Raw genomic sequence first — 14,196 nt, forward strand, 5'->3', positions numbered from 1 at the left:
AATGAAAAACGGCCCCGTGAGGGGCCGTTTTTGCTTGCTATCTGGCGGAACCGGAAGTTTTCGACCCTATCTCAGACTCGAATGGCCCGGCTTCTTTGCACGATATACAGCACGCTTCACGACAGAGTCGGACACCTCGAACATCAGCGCAATCGCATGCATCGTGTGCTCACCGGTGGCGTACAACCGCACCACTTCGGCCTCAGCTTCTGACGACAGCGCACGCGATCTCCCAGGGAGGTTTCCACGATCACGCGCAGCACGCTGGCCCGCAATAGATCTCTCTCGAATGATGCCCCGCTCAAGTTGAGCAACAGCACCAAGAATCTGAATCACAAACGACCCCATCGCGGTGGTCGTATCAAGCGGCTCAGTCAAGCTCTTAACGAGCGCACCAGCGATACGAATCTCTTCCAAGATCGCCAGCAAATCGGGCAACGAGCGGGCCACCCGATCCAGCTTATAGACCATGAATACATCACCGGGCCGTAGCTCCCGAAGACAACGCCTCAACTCCACCCGCTCCCCAACGCTGGAGGTCTTTTCCTGAAAGATGACCTCAGCACCAGCAGCCCGCAATGCATCAATCTGCAAATGCGTTTCTTGCTCGCGAGTCGACACCCGCGCATAGCCAATCAGCATAAACACCCTTACGAGGCTGGATCACCGGCGCGACCTCCCTCCGTTAGACACGCCCAATCCATACGCGCTTAGGCCGAGACACATCAACTTTAAGAAACTGTACATTTGGCAACACCATGCGCCAAACACAGCTTGAAAACGCCCTCGCACAGTGGTTCCTCGCAGAACTAGCCATTGGCCTGATCGGCATGTTCATCATGCTGACGATCTTGTATTTCGTGATCCGGTGGGGAGTAAGAGACGGCATGCGCGATGCACAGCGAGGCACCCGCGCAGAACGACCACCAGCACGCTCAAAGCACGACACAGCAGGGCTACCCGACCTGAGAGCAGACTAGGCCACTACAGACCGCCGCTTCGGAATCTCTGCGGCCAGATAGAGCCAATCGCCGAAGTGAGACCAGCAGGTTTTACCAACCACCTCATGCTCCCGAGAAAGGAAGCTGAATGCCACATCAAGCAGATCGAGAGGACGATCCACTGTCCCCATATTTATCGCCTTGGGAACTTCTGAAACGCCAAATTTGGTCCATCGGTTGGACCACTTTTCTCCCTCTGCGTAGCCTTTGGAAATGTACTTCGCGATATAGCTCGCAATCCGAGCTGGAGTGCGATCCCCACCCTTGCGACGAGACACATCCACATTGCCCTGATGTTCCTTGGTCACAGAGCGCCAAATGGCCCGAAGCACATCAAAACTTTTGGTCCGAATCACCGAGGGAACACCATGCTTGGAGTAGCAGACCCGATGAAAAAATTTGGGGATGCGACAGGTAGCACCGTGAACATGCCAAGCACCCCGTTTCTGTTCCTCAAAGGCTGCGACCAGACCAAAATCAGGTAGCTCACGAGTCACACGACGAACGAACTCTTTGAGGTGCTTCTTGCAAAGCTCCAGGTCCTGCATATTGGACCTGTACGTGAGGGTCAGCATGGTGTCAGCACCCATTGCCTTACAGAGCTTGCGCACACGTGTCTTGGCACGATTGGCAGCGACAGCAATTGATTTCTCCCGCAGTTCATCAGCATGAAGCTCGCGATATCGATCCACCATTTCCATGTGATCGAGGATGCGTGACCGAGGCCAATCAAGCTCTGTAGCAACCTGCTGTCGAGCAGCCGTGATTTCCAAATGACCATTCCCAAGGTCATGAGCTTTGACAGTGAAGGGACCAGACCGAGTGATATCAACCACCTGAACTTCAGACACACGACCAGAGGCGAAATCAGCCGTTTTGACACGACCACCCTTCCAGTCCAGAATCGCAATCGCCATGGCTATCTCCAGTAGCTGTGACCACAAGGCCAGACCTGTTTGCCGCAGGTGCTGGCCTTACCTTTTGGGACCTTCAAGAGCCCCGTGTTCTAAAGTGTTTATTGGATAAATCTAGGCCGCGCTGCGCGCGGCCCCGGGCGCGCGGCCTTGCGGCCTTTCCGCGCCCTCCGGCGGCGTGGCAGTGACGAACGACAGGGCACGAGGACGAACACACGCCCACCATGGGGGACACCCCCATCCCCCCGGACATCCGCTCAGCAAGGGACAGCGCCCACCTCATACGCCACGCGACTTACGACGACCCATGTCTGCTCGAGCAGCTGAATCAAATAGGCCAAGATCCGGAGAGACTTGAATCAGCCGGTCGACCTCAGACAACCGCAAAGCCTGACGAATCAACCACGCCGCAGTGGCATCCCGAGACCAAGGCTTCGACCAACCCCATCGAGTCTCACGTTTTGCCAACGGACCACGAAGAGCCTCCAACCGAGCGAAGGCCTCATCATCAAGCGCGACAGAAAACCGTTTCACTTTCCCCCCCCGAATCGCGAGGCAACCTGTTGAGCGGGCACAGGAGCCTCAAAGACCGAAAGACCACCCATCCCCTTGACTTCGACGGTTTCTGCCGCCTGACGCCGATCCTGACGGTCTGAGCGCCCTTGTCGACCGTCCGGATCGAAATCCAAAAAGAAGCCGTTCGCCGCGAACTGGCGACACAGCTCATCGGACACGCGGTACGGGGTGGCCTGCTGGGTGTAGCACTTGCACCCCTGAGACACATTGACGATGCACGCAGCGGGGTACGGCGCTCGAGCAGGCTTTGCCACATCGTCATACCGAGGCGCAGTGAAAGCGAGCCCGGGCACACGTGGCTGATAAGCCTTGAAGCTGGACACGTCCTTAACCTGCGCGGCACCAGCCATCAGGTTCACATCCCCCGCGGCGGTTTGCGGTTGCGCTTGACCTGGTGGTTTGGCTCCAAGAGGAACGGCCTTGTTCGGGTTGACTGCAACCCCAAGCTTTTCGCCAAAGCCACTGATCTGCACGTAGGCGAACCACACCAGCCCAAGGAACCCCAGCACAAGCACGGGAAAGGCAAGCACCTTCGCAGGCAACCTCACTTTCATGTTGTGCACAGTGGCGGACTGATACCAACTGAAAACCTCTTTGGGGTAGCGGAACGTGGTCTTGATCGCCTTGTTCAAGTCGCCCTTGTCATCAATATCCATGACCCGATTGAGTTCCATAGCCACCGAGTTCGGGAGCCCGAAGGTCCGGCGCATGTGAATGTGCTGGTCCACGAAACCGCGCAACGCAAAGTCGATTTGCTTGGGGTACTGACAAGTGAAGATGAAGATAAAGCCGCGATGGCGATGCTTATCGAGTCGCTGAACCGCCTCAGGTATCGGGTCACGAGGACCACGCTGGGGAAAGAAATCCTGAGCCTCATCGAGCAACACCACCGACCCATCGGGAAGGTCCATCCACTTGGTCGGGTCGCACTCTTTCCAATCGGTGCGCGTCAAACCAGTGACGTTCGAGACGTAGACCTGCCGACCCTCTTTTGTATGCCTATCGGCCTCCGACAAAGCACGCAACGTCTTGCCAGAACCAGGGAGGCCGGTGATGAGAAGAATGGTCATTTCTTGAACCTCAAGACACGGAACGAAAGCTTGACGGCGATGGCTGAACCCCAAGCCGCAAGATAGATTTGCACGGCGGTATAGATGCCCATGATTTTGAGAATGGCGATGACATCCGAGGGCGCACCAGCGAACGATGCATCGATGGCATTTGAAGCCGCACTGAAGGCCTCATTGAGCCCCTGATAGGACACGAAGGCGATGCCCAACCCGGTGAGGATGCGCATGAGCACCTGACCGACGACGCCGGTAAGCGCCGTCATGATGATTCCGACCAACCACGGCATAGAACCTCCCTCAGTCTCTCGTGACGACCATCAAGAACGTGCGCAGGGCCACCAGAAGCGCCACAGCGATGACGATAGGCCGAGACCCCTCACCGATATCACACAGCGGCTTCAACGACAGAACGTATTGCTGACCCAAAAGATTCATGGGATAGCCAGCAGGGCATGCGGCGGTGACGTTCGATGCATTGACCCACGAAGTCCAGGCACCAGCCGTTCCCGCATCGCCGTTCGACTTGAACGAGCTCGCAACGGAACCATCGGTCACATCGATCGCACCAGTTTGCTTCCACGGCACATTGAAGTTTTCATACTCGCAACGAGCACGACTCTGTTCCTGTGCGATCGCGCACTGAATCGCATCGCCCTTGCACACGAAACCAGAGGCACAGTTACCGCCGTATTTGCTGCCCTCCTCATCGCCTTTTTTGCATGCATTGGAGCCGGGTTCCTGCTCGCACTTGGCATCACGAGACTGCGTGGTGGAGGTGGTCTCACATGTCTCAGTGGTCGCCCCCGATGCCTTGGTGCATTTCGTGGTGTCGGTCACACACCTTGCACCACCAGCCTCGCAATTCGTGTTGGAGTTCGTGCGCGTGGTGGACCCATCAGGGTTCTTGACCTCCGAACTGTCACGCGCTGACGTTGGCGTATCACTGCCAGTGGGTGCACATACGCGCCGACCGTTGACCTCACCGGGCGCTTGCCCAAGCGGGCAAGGGTCAGGAGCCGTAGTACCGGGCGCGGGCTTGTCAGGCACTTTGCCATCAGCAGGAACAGGGGTAGAGCCTTGAGGATCGGTACCTGCCCCACCGAGGCCGGTACACGTGGCCGCAGTAGCCCCGGTGTACTTGGCAGACCCACTGCAATACCAGATGCCGCCATCCTTAACACATCCCTCGCGCTCAGCCATCGCAACACACTTGCCAGCGCCTTTGGGATTCCACCCATCACAGTAGTAGTGCACATCGCCCACCGGAGATACGCCCGTGCCGCCCTCCCACTTGACGCTCCCAGCAGACGTACCAGCGATGCTTTCACAATCATTGGGAGGCACCACACACGAGGTATGAGTGGAGTCCTCGATATAAGGAGCGGTACATGCGCATGCCGTACCTGAAGCAGTACTGTTCGCAGGGCACACAGGCGCAGTGGACAGGATGGACTGCGAATTGGTGCCAACCACCACAGCACCCGTGGACTTGTTCGTGGTCTTGAAATAGCAATTGTTCGTCGCAGACGACAGGTACGTATGCGCAAACGATGACGACGCCGCAGTGGCGGCCACAGTCGCGAGCTGACACGCTTGATCGCCAGTGGATGCCTTAGGCGCTGTGACCTCCGTCAACGGACTGATCAACACGTAGTACTGGACAGCCTTAGGCACCAGCGCATGAGCTACGCCGACCCATGAGACACAGAACATCAACCCCAAGATGAAGCGACGCATCAACGGCCCCCCGCACTCACGAGAAAGAGCCACGTAGCCGCAATGGTCACGTAGAGGATGACGTTGTTGGAGAAATCAAAATCGAGAGGCATAAAAAAACGGGGGGCCTTTCGACCCCCCGCCCAGTCGCATTAACCGCCTGCAACGAAGCCCTTGATCCAACGGTAGGTCATGACGACCACTGCCAGACCGATCAAGGCACCACCCACGGTGGTAATGGCGGTCTTGGCCTGATCGATGCCGGTGGTGACCACCGAGACGTCGATGCCGGTCGATTGAGCCATCGCACCACCCGCAGCAGCCAGAGCCGCCACACCTACCAGCGCTGCACGAGCGCGCTTCTTCTTCATGTCCATTTGGACCTCCGTTTGACGGTGCAACAGCGCACCCAGAGATCGAGGGCGTCTCACGACGATGCTCAACAACTGGCTACGCTGTCCGCACGTCATCGCGAGGACCAAACAAACGCTACGAACCTGCCCAAGGCCCATGCCGTCACAAGGATGGCCAACACGGATGTGGCCAACTGCCCAGCCTGCTCGGACGTCAGCGGCTGGATGTAGTAGGTGAGCTTTGCGAGCTCTTCTTTGGTGGTGACCACATAGCCCGTGCTGCACGTGTGATCGACAGTCAGCACGTCTTGTGCAACACCGTTGACGGTGGAAGGTTCGGCTTTGATGCAGTACATGGTCAGCCCACCAACAACGACAGCGACACACACAAACCGATGACAAGACCCATCCACTCCCCGAAGGTCATCGGCACATCACGATCCACAAACGCACGCCAATGCGCCCATGCAACAGAAGCCACGACCAACAACCCGAGCACACCGAACGAGGCACACACCGCCCGAACGACCGGCGCGGGCACAACAGAACTCATGTCGTGAAACACGTCCATCACAACCCCTCTAAGGTCTCACCGCGACGCTCAGCCTCACGGTACATGCGCGCACGAATGCGCTGGAGCAGATCGACATTGCGTTGAGTCGCACGCTCGATACGACGCACACGATCCGCGAACGGAGCGGGCTTACGACGACGCACAATGAAACGCCACGCGGCGACACCGAGAAACTCTGCGACCTGCCCGGCGACGTAGCCCAGGAATGCCACGACGAAGACGTAGACGGTGAGCAAGGACATGACCTCACCCACTACCGATGCAAGCTCGTGAGCGGTCATCACTGCGCCCTCCAACGAATGGCGGGGACCTTGCTGTGGTCGCGACGACGGGCGCACTGAATGCGGTAGTTGCGTTCGGCGCGCTCGCCATCGAGCCAGATCAAGGCGGCGAAAAACATGCCGATTGCGAAGCCGAGAGCGAGCGCGGCGAACATCACTGCTTCACCGGAGCAGAAGGCGCAGGGGCCGAGGGCTGACGAGGGGTCAGCGGCTGGAGGTCCGTAAGGACAGGACCGATCTTGCCGTTCTGGAAATTCACACCCATCGCGTACGTGCCGCGATAGTCGCCCTGCGTCACTTTGCCGCGAAACGTGGGCGGCAGATCGAGCACACCCACTTGATCGAGTTCGCCAGCGTCAGTCAGCAGCGCGCACTGCGCGGTGTGGATTTCGTAGGGCTTGCCGGTCTTGGTGGAGATGCCCTTTTTGGGCTCATCGATTTTGAAGATACGCAGGATGCCTTGCATGGTTTTTCCTCTTTGGTTTGCTTACACGAAGCACTGGCGAACGTGCCAGCCGGAAACCCTCTCGAGAGGGCTACGAGCTGGCGAGTCAGAACAGCCTCCCCTGTACCCAGAACTCACGACGACGAATGAGGGACCAACGTTGAGCGGGGGTCACGGCCGATACCCCGCATAGCCATCGGCATAGACGCGGTCACACGACCCAAAGGCGCAATGGGAACCAGAAGGGAGCAAATCAGGCGCATCAAGCGAACAACCATCTAGCTGCCAATCAGCCCACCACTCGCTGTCCCAGCCACCCTGCATGTGCCTCACATTGGCGCAACGACGCGGAACAAAGAGACCATCAAACCGAGGGGTGTCCACCCCCACCCCGGGCTCAGCAGGAGCCGGCAGACTCGGCACTGAGCCGTTAGCCGAAGCAGGTGGGGGAGGACAGACGATGTGCTGCGCAAAGGCAACAAAACAGACTTGGTGCATGCCGGCTCCTAAAATGAGCAATTTGCAACCTGTCGCAAACTGCAATAGTCAGACGGAATTTACACCACCCAGTCGCAAACTGCAACACCCATGAACATAAAAGAACTGATTGAGGCAGCAGCCCAAGTCGCAGGTAGCCAAGTCAAGCTGGCCGCTCTACTCGACACAACCGCACCAACTCTGATTCAGATGAAGAACGGGACCCGGCCATGCAATTGGCGAGTGAGGGGAAAACTGCGGGCAGTACTGGGCGAAGACCCAACAAGAGCATTCATCACCGCAATGGCAGAAGACCTAGAGCAGTCAGAAAACGCAGACGAAAAAAAAGCTGCAGATGGCTTCAAAGCCATGCTTGCAGCGTTTCCAGAAGAACATGAAAAAAGCCCTGTCAATCCGGAGATCAACAGGGCTTCATCAACTTGGCGGAACCGGAGGGATTCGAACCCTCGATGAGGCTCTACACCCCATACTCCCTTAGCAGGGGAGCACCTTCGGCCACTCGGTCACAGTTCCTGAAAGAAGCCGAGATTATGCCACTGTCAGGCGGCCGGTTGGTCCAGATCGAAGGCTTTATGCAGCGCCCGGACGGCCAATTCCATGTATTTTTCGTCGATCACGACCGAGGTCTTGATCTCGCTGGTCGAAATCATCTGGATGTTGATGCCCTCTTCGCTCAGCACACGGAACATCTTGCTCGCCACGCCCACGTGGCTGCGCATGCCGATGCCCACGATGCTGACCTTGCAGATCTTGGTGTCGCCCACGATCTCGGTCGCGCCCAGCGAGGGCATGACCTTCGATTGCAGGAGGTCGATCGTCTTGGCGTATTCGTTGCGGTGCACCGTGAAGCTGAAGTCGGTCTTGCCGTCCTTGCTCAGGTTCTGGATGATCACGTCGACCTCGATGTTGGCGTCCGCCACGGCACCGAGGATGTGATACGCGATACCCGGCTTGTCGGGCACGCCGAGCACCGAGATCTTGGCTTCGTCGCGGTTGAATGCGATGCCGGATACGACGGCTTGTTCCATGTTTTCGTCTTCCTCGAAAGTGATCAGCGTGCCGGACTTGGCCTCTTCATTGATGTCGATGTCCCATGCGGTGAAGCTCGAGAGCACACGCAGCGGCACCTTGTACTTGCCGGCGAATTCCACCGAGCGGATCTGCAGCACCTTGGAGCCCAGGCTCGCCATCTCGAGCATCTCTTCGAAGCTCACGGTGGTCAGGCGCCGCGCATCGGGCTCGACGCGCGGGTCGGTGGTGTAGACGCCGTCCACGTCGGTGTAGATCAGGCACTCGTGCGCCTTCATGGCCGCCGCAATGGCCACGGCCGAGGTGTCGCTGCCGCCACGGCCCAGCGTGGTGATGTTGCCTGCGTCGTCCACGCCCTGGAAGCCGGTGATGACCACCACCTTGCCCGCGTTCAGATCGGCCATCACGCGCGCGTCGTCGATGCTCTCGATGCGGGCCTTGGTGTACGAGTTGTCGGTACGCACCGACACCTGCCAACCCGCGTAGCTCACCGACTCCATGCCCTCGGCCTGCAGCGCAATGGCCAGCAGCGCGGACGAAGCCTGCTCGCCGGTCGATGCCAGCATGTCGAGTTCGCGGTTGTGGGCATCGCCCGGTTTGCTCGGCGCCAGTTCCTTGGCGAGGCCGAGCAGGCGATTGGTTTCGCCGCTCATGGCACTCGGAACCACGATCATCTGGTGGCCGGCGCGCGCCCACTTGGCGACGCGCTTGGCGACATTTCTGATGCGCTCGGTCGAGCCCATCGACGTACCGCCGTATTTGTGAACGATCAATGCCATGGGTGAAATCAGAGAAAAGAAAAGGGCCGCTGTATAGGCGGCGCCCTGCAAGCTGTGGGAGCTAAGTCTTCGGCGAGGGCGGGGCATTGTACCAATGCAGCCTGCCCCCCCTCCGCTCGGCGAAACCGCCGGCCACTTTGAGGTGGATGCGGTGGCCGCGCGTGGTGCACGCGCGGACCTGGTCGAGCAGCTGGTCGAGCTGCGCTGCGCTGGGGGCGCAGCCGTGCGACTGCATCAGCCAGTGGCGCAGCACGTTGGCCTGGCGGGCCCGTGAAAGCGCCTGCAGCGCCGTGATAAGGGGCGGGTCGCCCACGGCTTCCAGGTCCTGTGTGGCGAGTTCGAGCAGCAGTTGCTGCGCGTGCGCCGCATGGCCGATGCTGCGCGCGAAGGTAGCGCGGAACTGCGGAAACGCCTGCTCCAGCGCGGGCAGCAGCACCGCGCGAATCCGGTTGCGGGTGTAGCGGGCGTCGCCGTTGCTCGGATCTTCGATCCAGGACAGATCGCGCTGCGCGAGCCACGCGCGGATATCGGCCGCGGGCACCGCGAGCAGCGGCCTGTACAGGCTCAGACCATTGCGCTCGGCGCACGCCGGCATGGCCGACAGGCCCGGAAGCCCCGCGCCACGCGACAACGCCAGCAGGAGCGTCTCGACCTGGTCGTCGGCATGGTGCCCCAGGGCGATCGATGAAATGGGGGGCCGCTGCGCATCGCCGGCGCGGGCCATGACGGCGAAGGCTTCGTAACGCGCACGTCGAGCCGTATCTTCGGGGCTGTCGCCCGGCGCATGTCGAGCATCGACGCGATGCACGACGAGGGGCACGCCGAGCCTCTCACACACCGCTTCGCAATGCCGCTCGAAATCGTCGGCCGCGGCCTGCAGTCCGTGATGCACATGAAAAGCCACCACTTGCCCCGGCCAGCGCGATGCGCAGGCGGCCAGCAAGGCGGTGGAGTCCGCACCGCCACTGAAGCCCACCGCCAGCGGCCACTGCGCCGGCTCGAACGCGGCCATGGCGCGTTCGAAGGCTTCGCTCATGGGGGGCTTGCTTATCTGCCGGTGTCGGCCTTGGTGTCGTTGAAACGGCCGTAGCTCTGCAGGCGCTCGTAGCGGCGCTCCAGCAGTTCCTTCGGCTTCAGGTCGCTGACCTGGCGGAACGCATCGTTCAGCGCCCGCTTGAGGAAAGCCGCCATCTGGCGGTGGTCGCGGTGCGCGCCGCCAACCGGCTCGTTCACGATCTTGTCGACCAGGCCCAGTGCCTTCAGGCGATGCGCCGTGATGCCGAGCGCATCGGCCGCTTCCTGCGCCTTGTCGCTGGTCTTCCAGAGGATGGACGCGCAACCTTCGGGGCTGATGACCGAATAGATCGAATACTGCAGCATCACGAGCTGGTCGCCGACCGAGATGGCCAGCGCACCGCCGGAGCCGCCCTCGCCGATGATCGTGACGATGATCGGCACCTCGAGCTGCGCCATCTCGAAGATGTTGCGGCCAATGGCTTCGGACTGGCCACGCTCTTCGGCATCGATGCCGGGGTACGCGCCGGGCGTATCCACGAAGGTGAACACGGGCAGCTTGAACTTCTCGGCCGTCTTCATGAGCCGCAGGGCCTTGCGGTAGCCCTCGGGCTTGCTCATGCCGAAGTTGCGCGCAGTGCGCTCTTTTGTGTCGCGGCCCTTTTGATGGCCCAAAACCATGCAGGGCACGCCGTTGAAGCGCGCGAGGCCGCCCACGATCGACAGGTCGTCGGCAAAGTGCCGGTCGCCGTGCAGTTCGACGAAATCGGTGAAGATTTCGTTGACGTAGTCGAGCGTGTAGGGGCGTTCCGGATGCCGGGCGATCTTGGTGATCTGCCAGGGCGTCAGGTCGCTGTAGATGTCCTTGGTGAGTTGCTGGCTTTTCTTGCCGAGCTGATCGATTTCTTCCGAAATGTCGACCGCCGATTCGGTCTGTACATAGCGCAGTTCTTCGATTTTTGTTTCGAGTTCAGCAATGGGCTGCTCGAAGTCGAGGAAGGTTCGTTTTGCCAACGTCTTCTCCTGTTTTATTTCAATACGCGACCGGCACGGGGTCCAGCGACCGCCAAATATACCAAGTCGCCACGCTGCAATATGGCGCCCAGGCCACGGCGACGTCGCGGGCATCGCTGCGGCTGACCGGGTCGCCCGAAAAGTAGTTGACGCTGATGCCGTTGAGCAGGCCGACGTCGTCCACAGGCAGCACGTTCGGCCGCATCAGGTGGAAGATGAGGAACATCTCGGCCGTCCAGCGGCCGATGCCGCGAATGGCCACGAGCTCTTCGATGATGAGCTCGTCGGCCATGTCCTTCCACGCATCGACGTGCACCACGCCCGAGTCGAAATGCAGGGCCAGGTCGACCAGGTATTCGATCTTGCGCGCCGAGAGGCCCGCGGCGCGCATGTCGTCGACCTTCAGCTTGAGCACGTTGGCCGGCGTCAGCTTGCGCGGCAGCACGGCGAACTTGTCCCAGACCGTTTGCGCGGCCTTCACCGAGATCTGCTGGCCCACGACGCTGCGCGCCAGCGTGGTGAAGGCGTCGCCGCGCGATTCGAGGCAGGCTTCGCCGAATTTCGGAATCAACCGCTTCATCACGCGGTCTTTCTTGGCCAGGTGCTTGCAGGCCTCTTCCCAATAGTCCGGCGTGTAGATCTGAACGGTCGGGTTCTTGGAAGCGGGCATGGGGTTGGTGGTTCCGTTCACTTCGCGACGGTCCAGCTCGTGCCGGTGGGCGAATCCTTGAGCACGATGCCCTGGTCCAGCAACCCCTGGCGGATGCGATCGGCCTCGGCGAAATTCTTCGCGGCCTTGGCGGCGGCACGTGCATCGATCTGCACCTGGATGGCCGCATCGTCGAGCGTCGCACCTGCGCGGAGGAAACTCTTCGGATCGCTCTGCAATATCTGCACGCACCCGCCCAGCGCCTTCAACAGCCCGGCCTGCGTGGCCGACCGCGTGCGGTTGACCTCGCCCGCCAGGTCGAACAGCACGGCCACCGCTTCGGGCGTGGCGAAGTCTTCGTCCATCGCGGCCTTGAAGCGCGCGGCGTAGGGGTCGTTCCAGTCGATTGCCGTCACCTCGGCCGGCGTCACCAGGTCGAGCGCCGTGTACAGCCGCGTGAGCGAGTTGCGCGCGTCGTCCAGGTGCACGTCGCTGTAGTTGAGCGGCCGGCGGTAGTGCGCGCGCAGCACGAAGAAGCGGATGGTCTCGGCGTCGTACTTCTTCAGCACATCGCGGATCAGGAAGAAGTTGCCCAGGCTCTTGGACATCTTCTCGTTGTCGGTCACGATGAAGCCGTTGTGCATCCAGTAGTTGGACAGCGGCTTGTCGTTGGCGCCTTCGCTCTGTGCGATTTCGTTCTCGTGGTGCGGGAACTGCAGGTCTTCGCCGCCGCCGTGGATGTCGAGCGTTTCGCCCAGCAGCGCGCAGGCCATGGCCGAGCACTCGATGTGCCAGCCCGGACGACCGGCGCCGAACTCGCTGGCCCACTTGACCTCTTCGGGCTCGCTGGCCTTCGCGCTCTTCCAGAGCACGGGGTCGAGCGGGTCGTCCTTGCCGTCGAGCACGGCCACGCGTTCGCCCGCGTGCAGCTCGTCGATCGACTTGCCGCTCAGCTTGCCGTAGCCCGGGAACTTGCGCACCGCGTAGTTCACGTCGCCGTTCTCGGCGCGATAGGCCAGGCCCTTCTTCTCGAGCGTGCCGATCATCGACAGCATCTGCGGGATGTAGTCGGTGGCGCGCGGCTCGTGCGTGGGGCGCTCGATGCCGAGGGCATCGGCGTCTTCGTGCAGCGCATCGATCATGCGATCGGTCAGTGCGCGGATGCTCTCGCCGTTTTCCACGGCGCGGCGAATGATCTTGTCGTCGATGTCGGTGATGTTGCGCACATAGGTCACATCGAAACCGCTGGCCTTGAGCCAGCGCTGCACCACGTCGAAGGCGATCATCGAGCGGGCATGGCCCAGGTGGCAGTAGTCGTAGACCGTCATGCCGCAAACGTACATGCGCACCTTGCCAGGTTGCAATGGGGAGAATTCCTCCAATTCACGCGACAGCGTGTTGTAGATGCGCAGACTCATGAGACTCGGAAAGCGTCGCTTCGCGCACGTGCGGCACGGGCGAACGACGGGGTATTTCAGGGGTGACGGGGACAGTGGCCACGAGGGGTTGGACATGGCCCCTCGGCTACAATGCAACGCAGTATAAACGGCCGCCGCAGCCTGCTGCCGCGTCCCTCCCGGGTGTTCTCCAGGCCCGCATTCCCCAATCCTGCCGAGGCTTCATGAAGCACGCCGTGTTCACCAAATTTTCCATCGCCTTCGCGCTCCTGTTCAGCCTGTGGGGTTCCGTTGCGCATGCCAACGAGTACGACGAAGTGAACCTTCTGCTGCGTCAAGGCAAGGCCACCGAAGCGCTCGCCAAGGCCGACACCTACATCGCCGGCAAGCCGCGCGATCCGCAGATGCGCTTTCTGCGCGGCGTGATCCTCACCGAGCAGAACAAGCAGCCCGAGGCCATCATCGCCTTCACCCAGCTCACGCAAGACTTCCCCGAGCTGCCCGAGCCCTACAACAATCTCGCGGCGCTGTATGCCTCGCAGAGCAAGTTCGACCAGGCACGCGCCGCGCTCGAAACCGCCCTCCGGCTCAATCCGAACTACGCGACCGCGCACGAGAACCTCGGCGACGTGTATGCGCGCCTCGCGGCTCAGGAGTACGTGAAGGCGCAGCAGTTCGCCAGCACCAACGCCAGCGTCGCGCCCAAGCTCGTGCTGATCCGCCAGATCTTCACGTCCAAGGCCGAAGCCGAAGCCGCCGCGCTGCCGGCTGCGCCTCCGGTCATCCGCAAGCCGGTCGGCAAGTCCAGCAAGTAAGCCGCTGCCGGCACGGGCGGTGCGACGTATTCGTTGCACGGTCCGCGCCCTCCCCCCTTTCGCAAACGGAG

General features: G+C 60.8%; 19 protein-coding genes and 1 tRNA gene. 3 read left to right on the top strand and 17 right to left on the bottom strand.

Going from position 1 to position 14,196, the window contains the following annotated elements:
- Positions 1-66 precede the first annotated feature (66 nt).
- Positions 67-642, bottom strand: coding sequence for a recombinase family protein (locus J2W23_RS01150; RefSeq protein WP_307648043.1), 576 nt, complete (start codon positions 640-642; stop codon positions 67-69).
- Between the two features lie 116 nt (positions 643-758).
- On the opposite strand from J2W23_RS01150, the gene J2W23_RS31370 reads away from it, so the two are divergent.
- Positions 759-980, top strand: a complete 222-nt coding sequence (locus J2W23_RS31370) for a DUF6019 family protein (RefSeq protein ID WP_373423856.1) — start codon at positions 759-761, stop codon at positions 978-980.
- On the opposite strand, the gene J2W23_RS01155 is transcribed toward J2W23_RS31370, so the two are convergent.
- From J2W23_RS01155 to J2W23_RS01200, 10 genes are all read right to left on the bottom strand, one after another.
- Positions 977-1,918, bottom strand: a complete 942-nt coding sequence (locus J2W23_RS01155; RefSeq protein ID WP_307647367.1) for a rolling circle replication-associated protein — start codon at positions 1,916-1,918, stop codon at positions 977-979. The genes J2W23_RS31370 and J2W23_RS01155 overlap by 4 nt on opposite strands.
- Before the next feature lie 527 nt (positions 1,919-2,445).
- Positions 2,446-3,561: a zonular occludens toxin domain-containing protein gene (locus tag J2W23_RS01160; RefSeq protein WP_307647368.1), complete on the bottom strand. Its 1,116-nt coding sequence runs from the start codon at positions 3,559-3,561 to the stop codon at positions 2,446-2,448.
- On the bottom strand, positions 3,558-3,848 hold the full coding sequence (locus tag J2W23_RS01165; protein WP_307647369.1) for a DUF2523 family protein: 291 nt from the start codon (positions 3,846-3,848) through the stop codon (positions 3,558-3,560). Before J2W23_RS01165 ends, J2W23_RS01160 begins: the two co-directional genes overlap by 4 nt.
- A gap of 10 nt (positions 3,849-3,858) precedes the next feature.
- The gene (locus J2W23_RS01170) at positions 3,859-4,398 is read right to left on the bottom strand and encodes a virulence factor TspB C-terminal domain-related protein (RefSeq protein ID WP_307647370.1); all 540 of its coding nucleotides are present in this window, start codon (positions 4,396-4,398) and stop codon (positions 3,859-3,861) included.
- A gap of 1,031 nt (positions 4,399-5,429) precedes the next feature.
- Positions 5,430-5,654, bottom strand: a complete 225-nt coding sequence (locus tag J2W23_RS01175; protein ID WP_307647371.1) for a major capsid protein — start codon at positions 5,652-5,654, stop codon at positions 5,430-5,432.
- Between the two features lie 89 nt (positions 5,655-5,743).
- A complete protein-coding gene (locus J2W23_RS01180; protein ID WP_307647372.1) occupies positions 5,744-5,986 on the bottom strand; it encodes a hypothetical protein in 243 nt (80 codons plus the stop codon).
- Positions 5,987-5,988: 2 nt separating this feature from the next.
- Entirely contained in the window at positions 5,989-6,201 is a 213-nt protein-coding gene (locus tag J2W23_RS01185) for a hypothetical protein (protein WP_307647373.1), read from the bottom strand.
- Complete coding sequence (locus J2W23_RS01190; RefSeq protein WP_307647374.1) at positions 6,201-6,485, bottom strand: hypothetical protein; 285 nt, start codon at positions 6,483-6,485, stop codon at positions 6,201-6,203. The genes J2W23_RS01185 and J2W23_RS01190 overlap by 1 nt, the downstream gene beginning before the upstream one ends.
- Entirely contained in the window at positions 6,485-6,640 is a 156-nt protein-coding gene (locus J2W23_RS01195; protein ID WP_307647375.1) for a hypothetical protein, read from the bottom strand. Before J2W23_RS01195 ends, J2W23_RS01190 begins: the two co-directional genes overlap by 1 nt.
- Positions 6,640-6,951 (bottom strand): hypothetical protein, encoded by a 312-nt coding sequence (locus J2W23_RS01200; protein WP_307647377.1) that lies wholly within the window; start codon positions 6,949-6,951, stop codon positions 6,640-6,642. The genes J2W23_RS01195 and J2W23_RS01200 overlap by 1 nt, the downstream gene beginning before the upstream one ends.
- 567 nt (positions 6,952-7,518) lie before the next feature.
- Between J2W23_RS01200 and J2W23_RS01205 the strand changes: the two genes are divergently transcribed.
- Positions 7,519-7,881 (top strand): hypothetical protein, encoded by a 363-nt coding sequence (locus J2W23_RS01205; RefSeq protein WP_307647378.1) that lies wholly within the window; start codon positions 7,519-7,521, stop codon positions 7,879-7,881.
- On the opposite strand, the gene J2W23_RS01210 is transcribed toward J2W23_RS01205, so the two are convergent.
- From J2W23_RS01210 to cysS, 6 genes are all read right to left on the bottom strand, one after another.
- Positions 7,849-7,941: transfer RNA gene (locus J2W23_RS01210), tRNA-Ser, on the bottom strand. The two genes, J2W23_RS01205 and J2W23_RS01210, sit on opposite strands and share 33 nt — an antisense overlap.
- Before the next feature lie 26 nt (positions 7,942-7,967).
- Entirely contained in the window at positions 7,968-9,236 is a 1,269-nt protein-coding gene (locus tag J2W23_RS01215) for an aspartate kinase (RefSeq protein WP_176657987.1), read from the bottom strand.
- A gap of 61 nt (positions 9,237-9,297) precedes the next feature.
- The gene (tilS, locus tag J2W23_RS01220; protein WP_307647379.1) at positions 9,298-10,272 is read right to left on the bottom strand and encodes a tRNA lysidine(34) synthetase TilS; all 975 of its coding nucleotides are present in this window, start codon (positions 10,270-10,272) and stop codon (positions 9,298-9,300) included.
- A gap of 11 nt (positions 10,273-10,283) precedes the next feature.
- Positions 10,284-11,264, bottom strand: coding sequence for an acetyl-CoA carboxylase carboxyltransferase subunit alpha (locus tag J2W23_RS01225; RefSeq protein WP_093246974.1), 981 nt, complete (start codon positions 11,262-11,264; stop codon positions 10,284-10,286).
- Positions 11,265-11,283: 19 nt separating this feature from the next.
- Entirely contained in the window at positions 11,284-11,934 is a 651-nt protein-coding gene (locus tag J2W23_RS01230) for a DNA-3-methyladenine glycosylase family protein (protein ID WP_176657989.1), read from the bottom strand.
- 17 nt (positions 11,935-11,951) lie between these two features.
- A complete protein-coding gene (cysS, locus tag J2W23_RS01235) occupies positions 11,952-13,331 on the bottom strand; it encodes a cysteine--tRNA ligase (RefSeq protein WP_307647380.1) in 1,380 nt (459 codons plus the stop codon).
- A 203-nt stretch (positions 13,332-13,534) separates the two neighbouring features.
- Between cysS and J2W23_RS01240 the strand changes: the two genes are divergently transcribed.
- On the top strand, positions 13,535-14,125 hold the full coding sequence (locus J2W23_RS01240; protein WP_176657991.1) for a tetratricopeptide repeat protein: 591 nt from the start codon (positions 13,535-13,537) through the stop codon (positions 14,123-14,125).
- The last annotated feature ends 71 nt before the right edge of the window (positions 14,126-14,196 follow it).

It is taken from the genome of Variovorax boronicumulans, from assembly GCF_030812215.1.
GTDB classification, from domain to species: Bacteria; Pseudomonadota; Gammaproteobacteria; order Burkholderiales; family Burkholderiaceae_C; genus Variovorax; species Variovorax boronicumulans_C.

What these genes read in the sequence shown, in the direction of transcription:
- J2W23_RS01150 (WP_307648043.1), bottom strand. Translation starts at nt 642, where the DNA reads ATGCTGATTGGCTATGCGCGGGTGTCGACTCGCGAGCAAGAAACGCAT.
- J2W23_RS31370 (WP_373423856.1), top strand. Translation starts at nt 759, where the DNA reads ATGCGCCAAACACAGCTTGAAAACGCCCTCGCACAGTGGTTCCTCGCA.
- J2W23_RS01155 (WP_307647367.1), bottom strand. Translation starts at nt 1,918, where the DNA reads ATGGCGATTGCGATTCTGGACTGGAAGGGTGGTCGTGTCAAAACGGCT.
- J2W23_RS01160 (WP_307647368.1), bottom strand. Translation starts at nt 3,561, where the DNA reads ATGACCATTCTTCTCATCACCGGCCTCCCTGGTTCTGGCAAGACGTTG.
- J2W23_RS01165 (WP_307647369.1), bottom strand. Translation starts at nt 3,848, where the DNA reads ATGCCGTGGTTGGTCGGAATCATCATGACGGCGCTTACCGGCGTCGTC.
- J2W23_RS01175 (WP_307647371.1), bottom strand. Translation starts at nt 5,654, where the DNA reads ATGGACATGAAGAAGAAGCGCGCTCGTGCAGCGCTGGTAGGTGTGGCG.
- J2W23_RS01180 (WP_307647372.1), bottom strand. Translation starts at nt 5,986, where the DNA reads ATGTACTGCATCAAAGCCGAACCTTCCACCGTCAACGGTGTTGCACAA.
- J2W23_RS01185 (WP_307647373.1), bottom strand. Translation starts at nt 6,201, where the DNA reads ATGGACGTGTTTCACGACATGAGTTCTGTTGTGCCCGCGCCGGTCGTT.
- J2W23_RS01190 (WP_307647374.1), bottom strand. Translation starts at nt 6,485, where the DNA reads ATGACCGCTCACGAGCTTGCATCGGTAGTGGGTGAGGTCATGTCCTTG.
- J2W23_RS01195 (WP_307647375.1), bottom strand. Translation starts at nt 6,640, where the DNA reads ATGTTCGCCGCGCTCGCTCTCGGCTTCGCAATCGGCATGTTTTTCGCC.
- J2W23_RS01200 (WP_307647377.1), bottom strand. Translation starts at nt 6,951, where the DNA reads ATGCAAGGCATCCTGCGTATCTTCAAAATCGATGAGCCCAAAAAGGGC.
- J2W23_RS01205 (WP_307647378.1), top strand. Translation starts at nt 7,519, where the DNA reads ATGAACATAAAAGAACTGATTGAGGCAGCAGCCCAAGTCGCAGGTAGC.
- J2W23_RS01215 (WP_176657987.1), bottom strand. Translation starts at nt 9,236, where the DNA reads ATGGCATTGATCGTTCACAAATACGGCGGTACGTCGATGGGCTCGACC.
- tilS (WP_307647379.1), bottom strand. Translation starts at nt 10,272, where the DNA reads ATGAGCGAAGCCTTCGAACGCGCCATGGCCGCGTTCGAGCCGGCGCAG.
- J2W23_RS01230 (WP_176657989.1), bottom strand. Translation starts at nt 11,934, where the DNA reads ATGCCCGCTTCCAAGAACCCGACCGTTCAGATCTACACGCCGGACTAT.
- cysS (WP_307647380.1), bottom strand. Translation starts at nt 13,331, where the DNA reads ATGAGTCTGCGCATCTACAACACGCTGTCGCGTGAATTGGAGGAATTC.
- J2W23_RS01240 (WP_176657991.1), top strand. Translation starts at nt 13,535, where the DNA reads ATGAAGCACGCCGTGTTCACCAAATTTTCCATCGCCTTCGCGCTCCTG.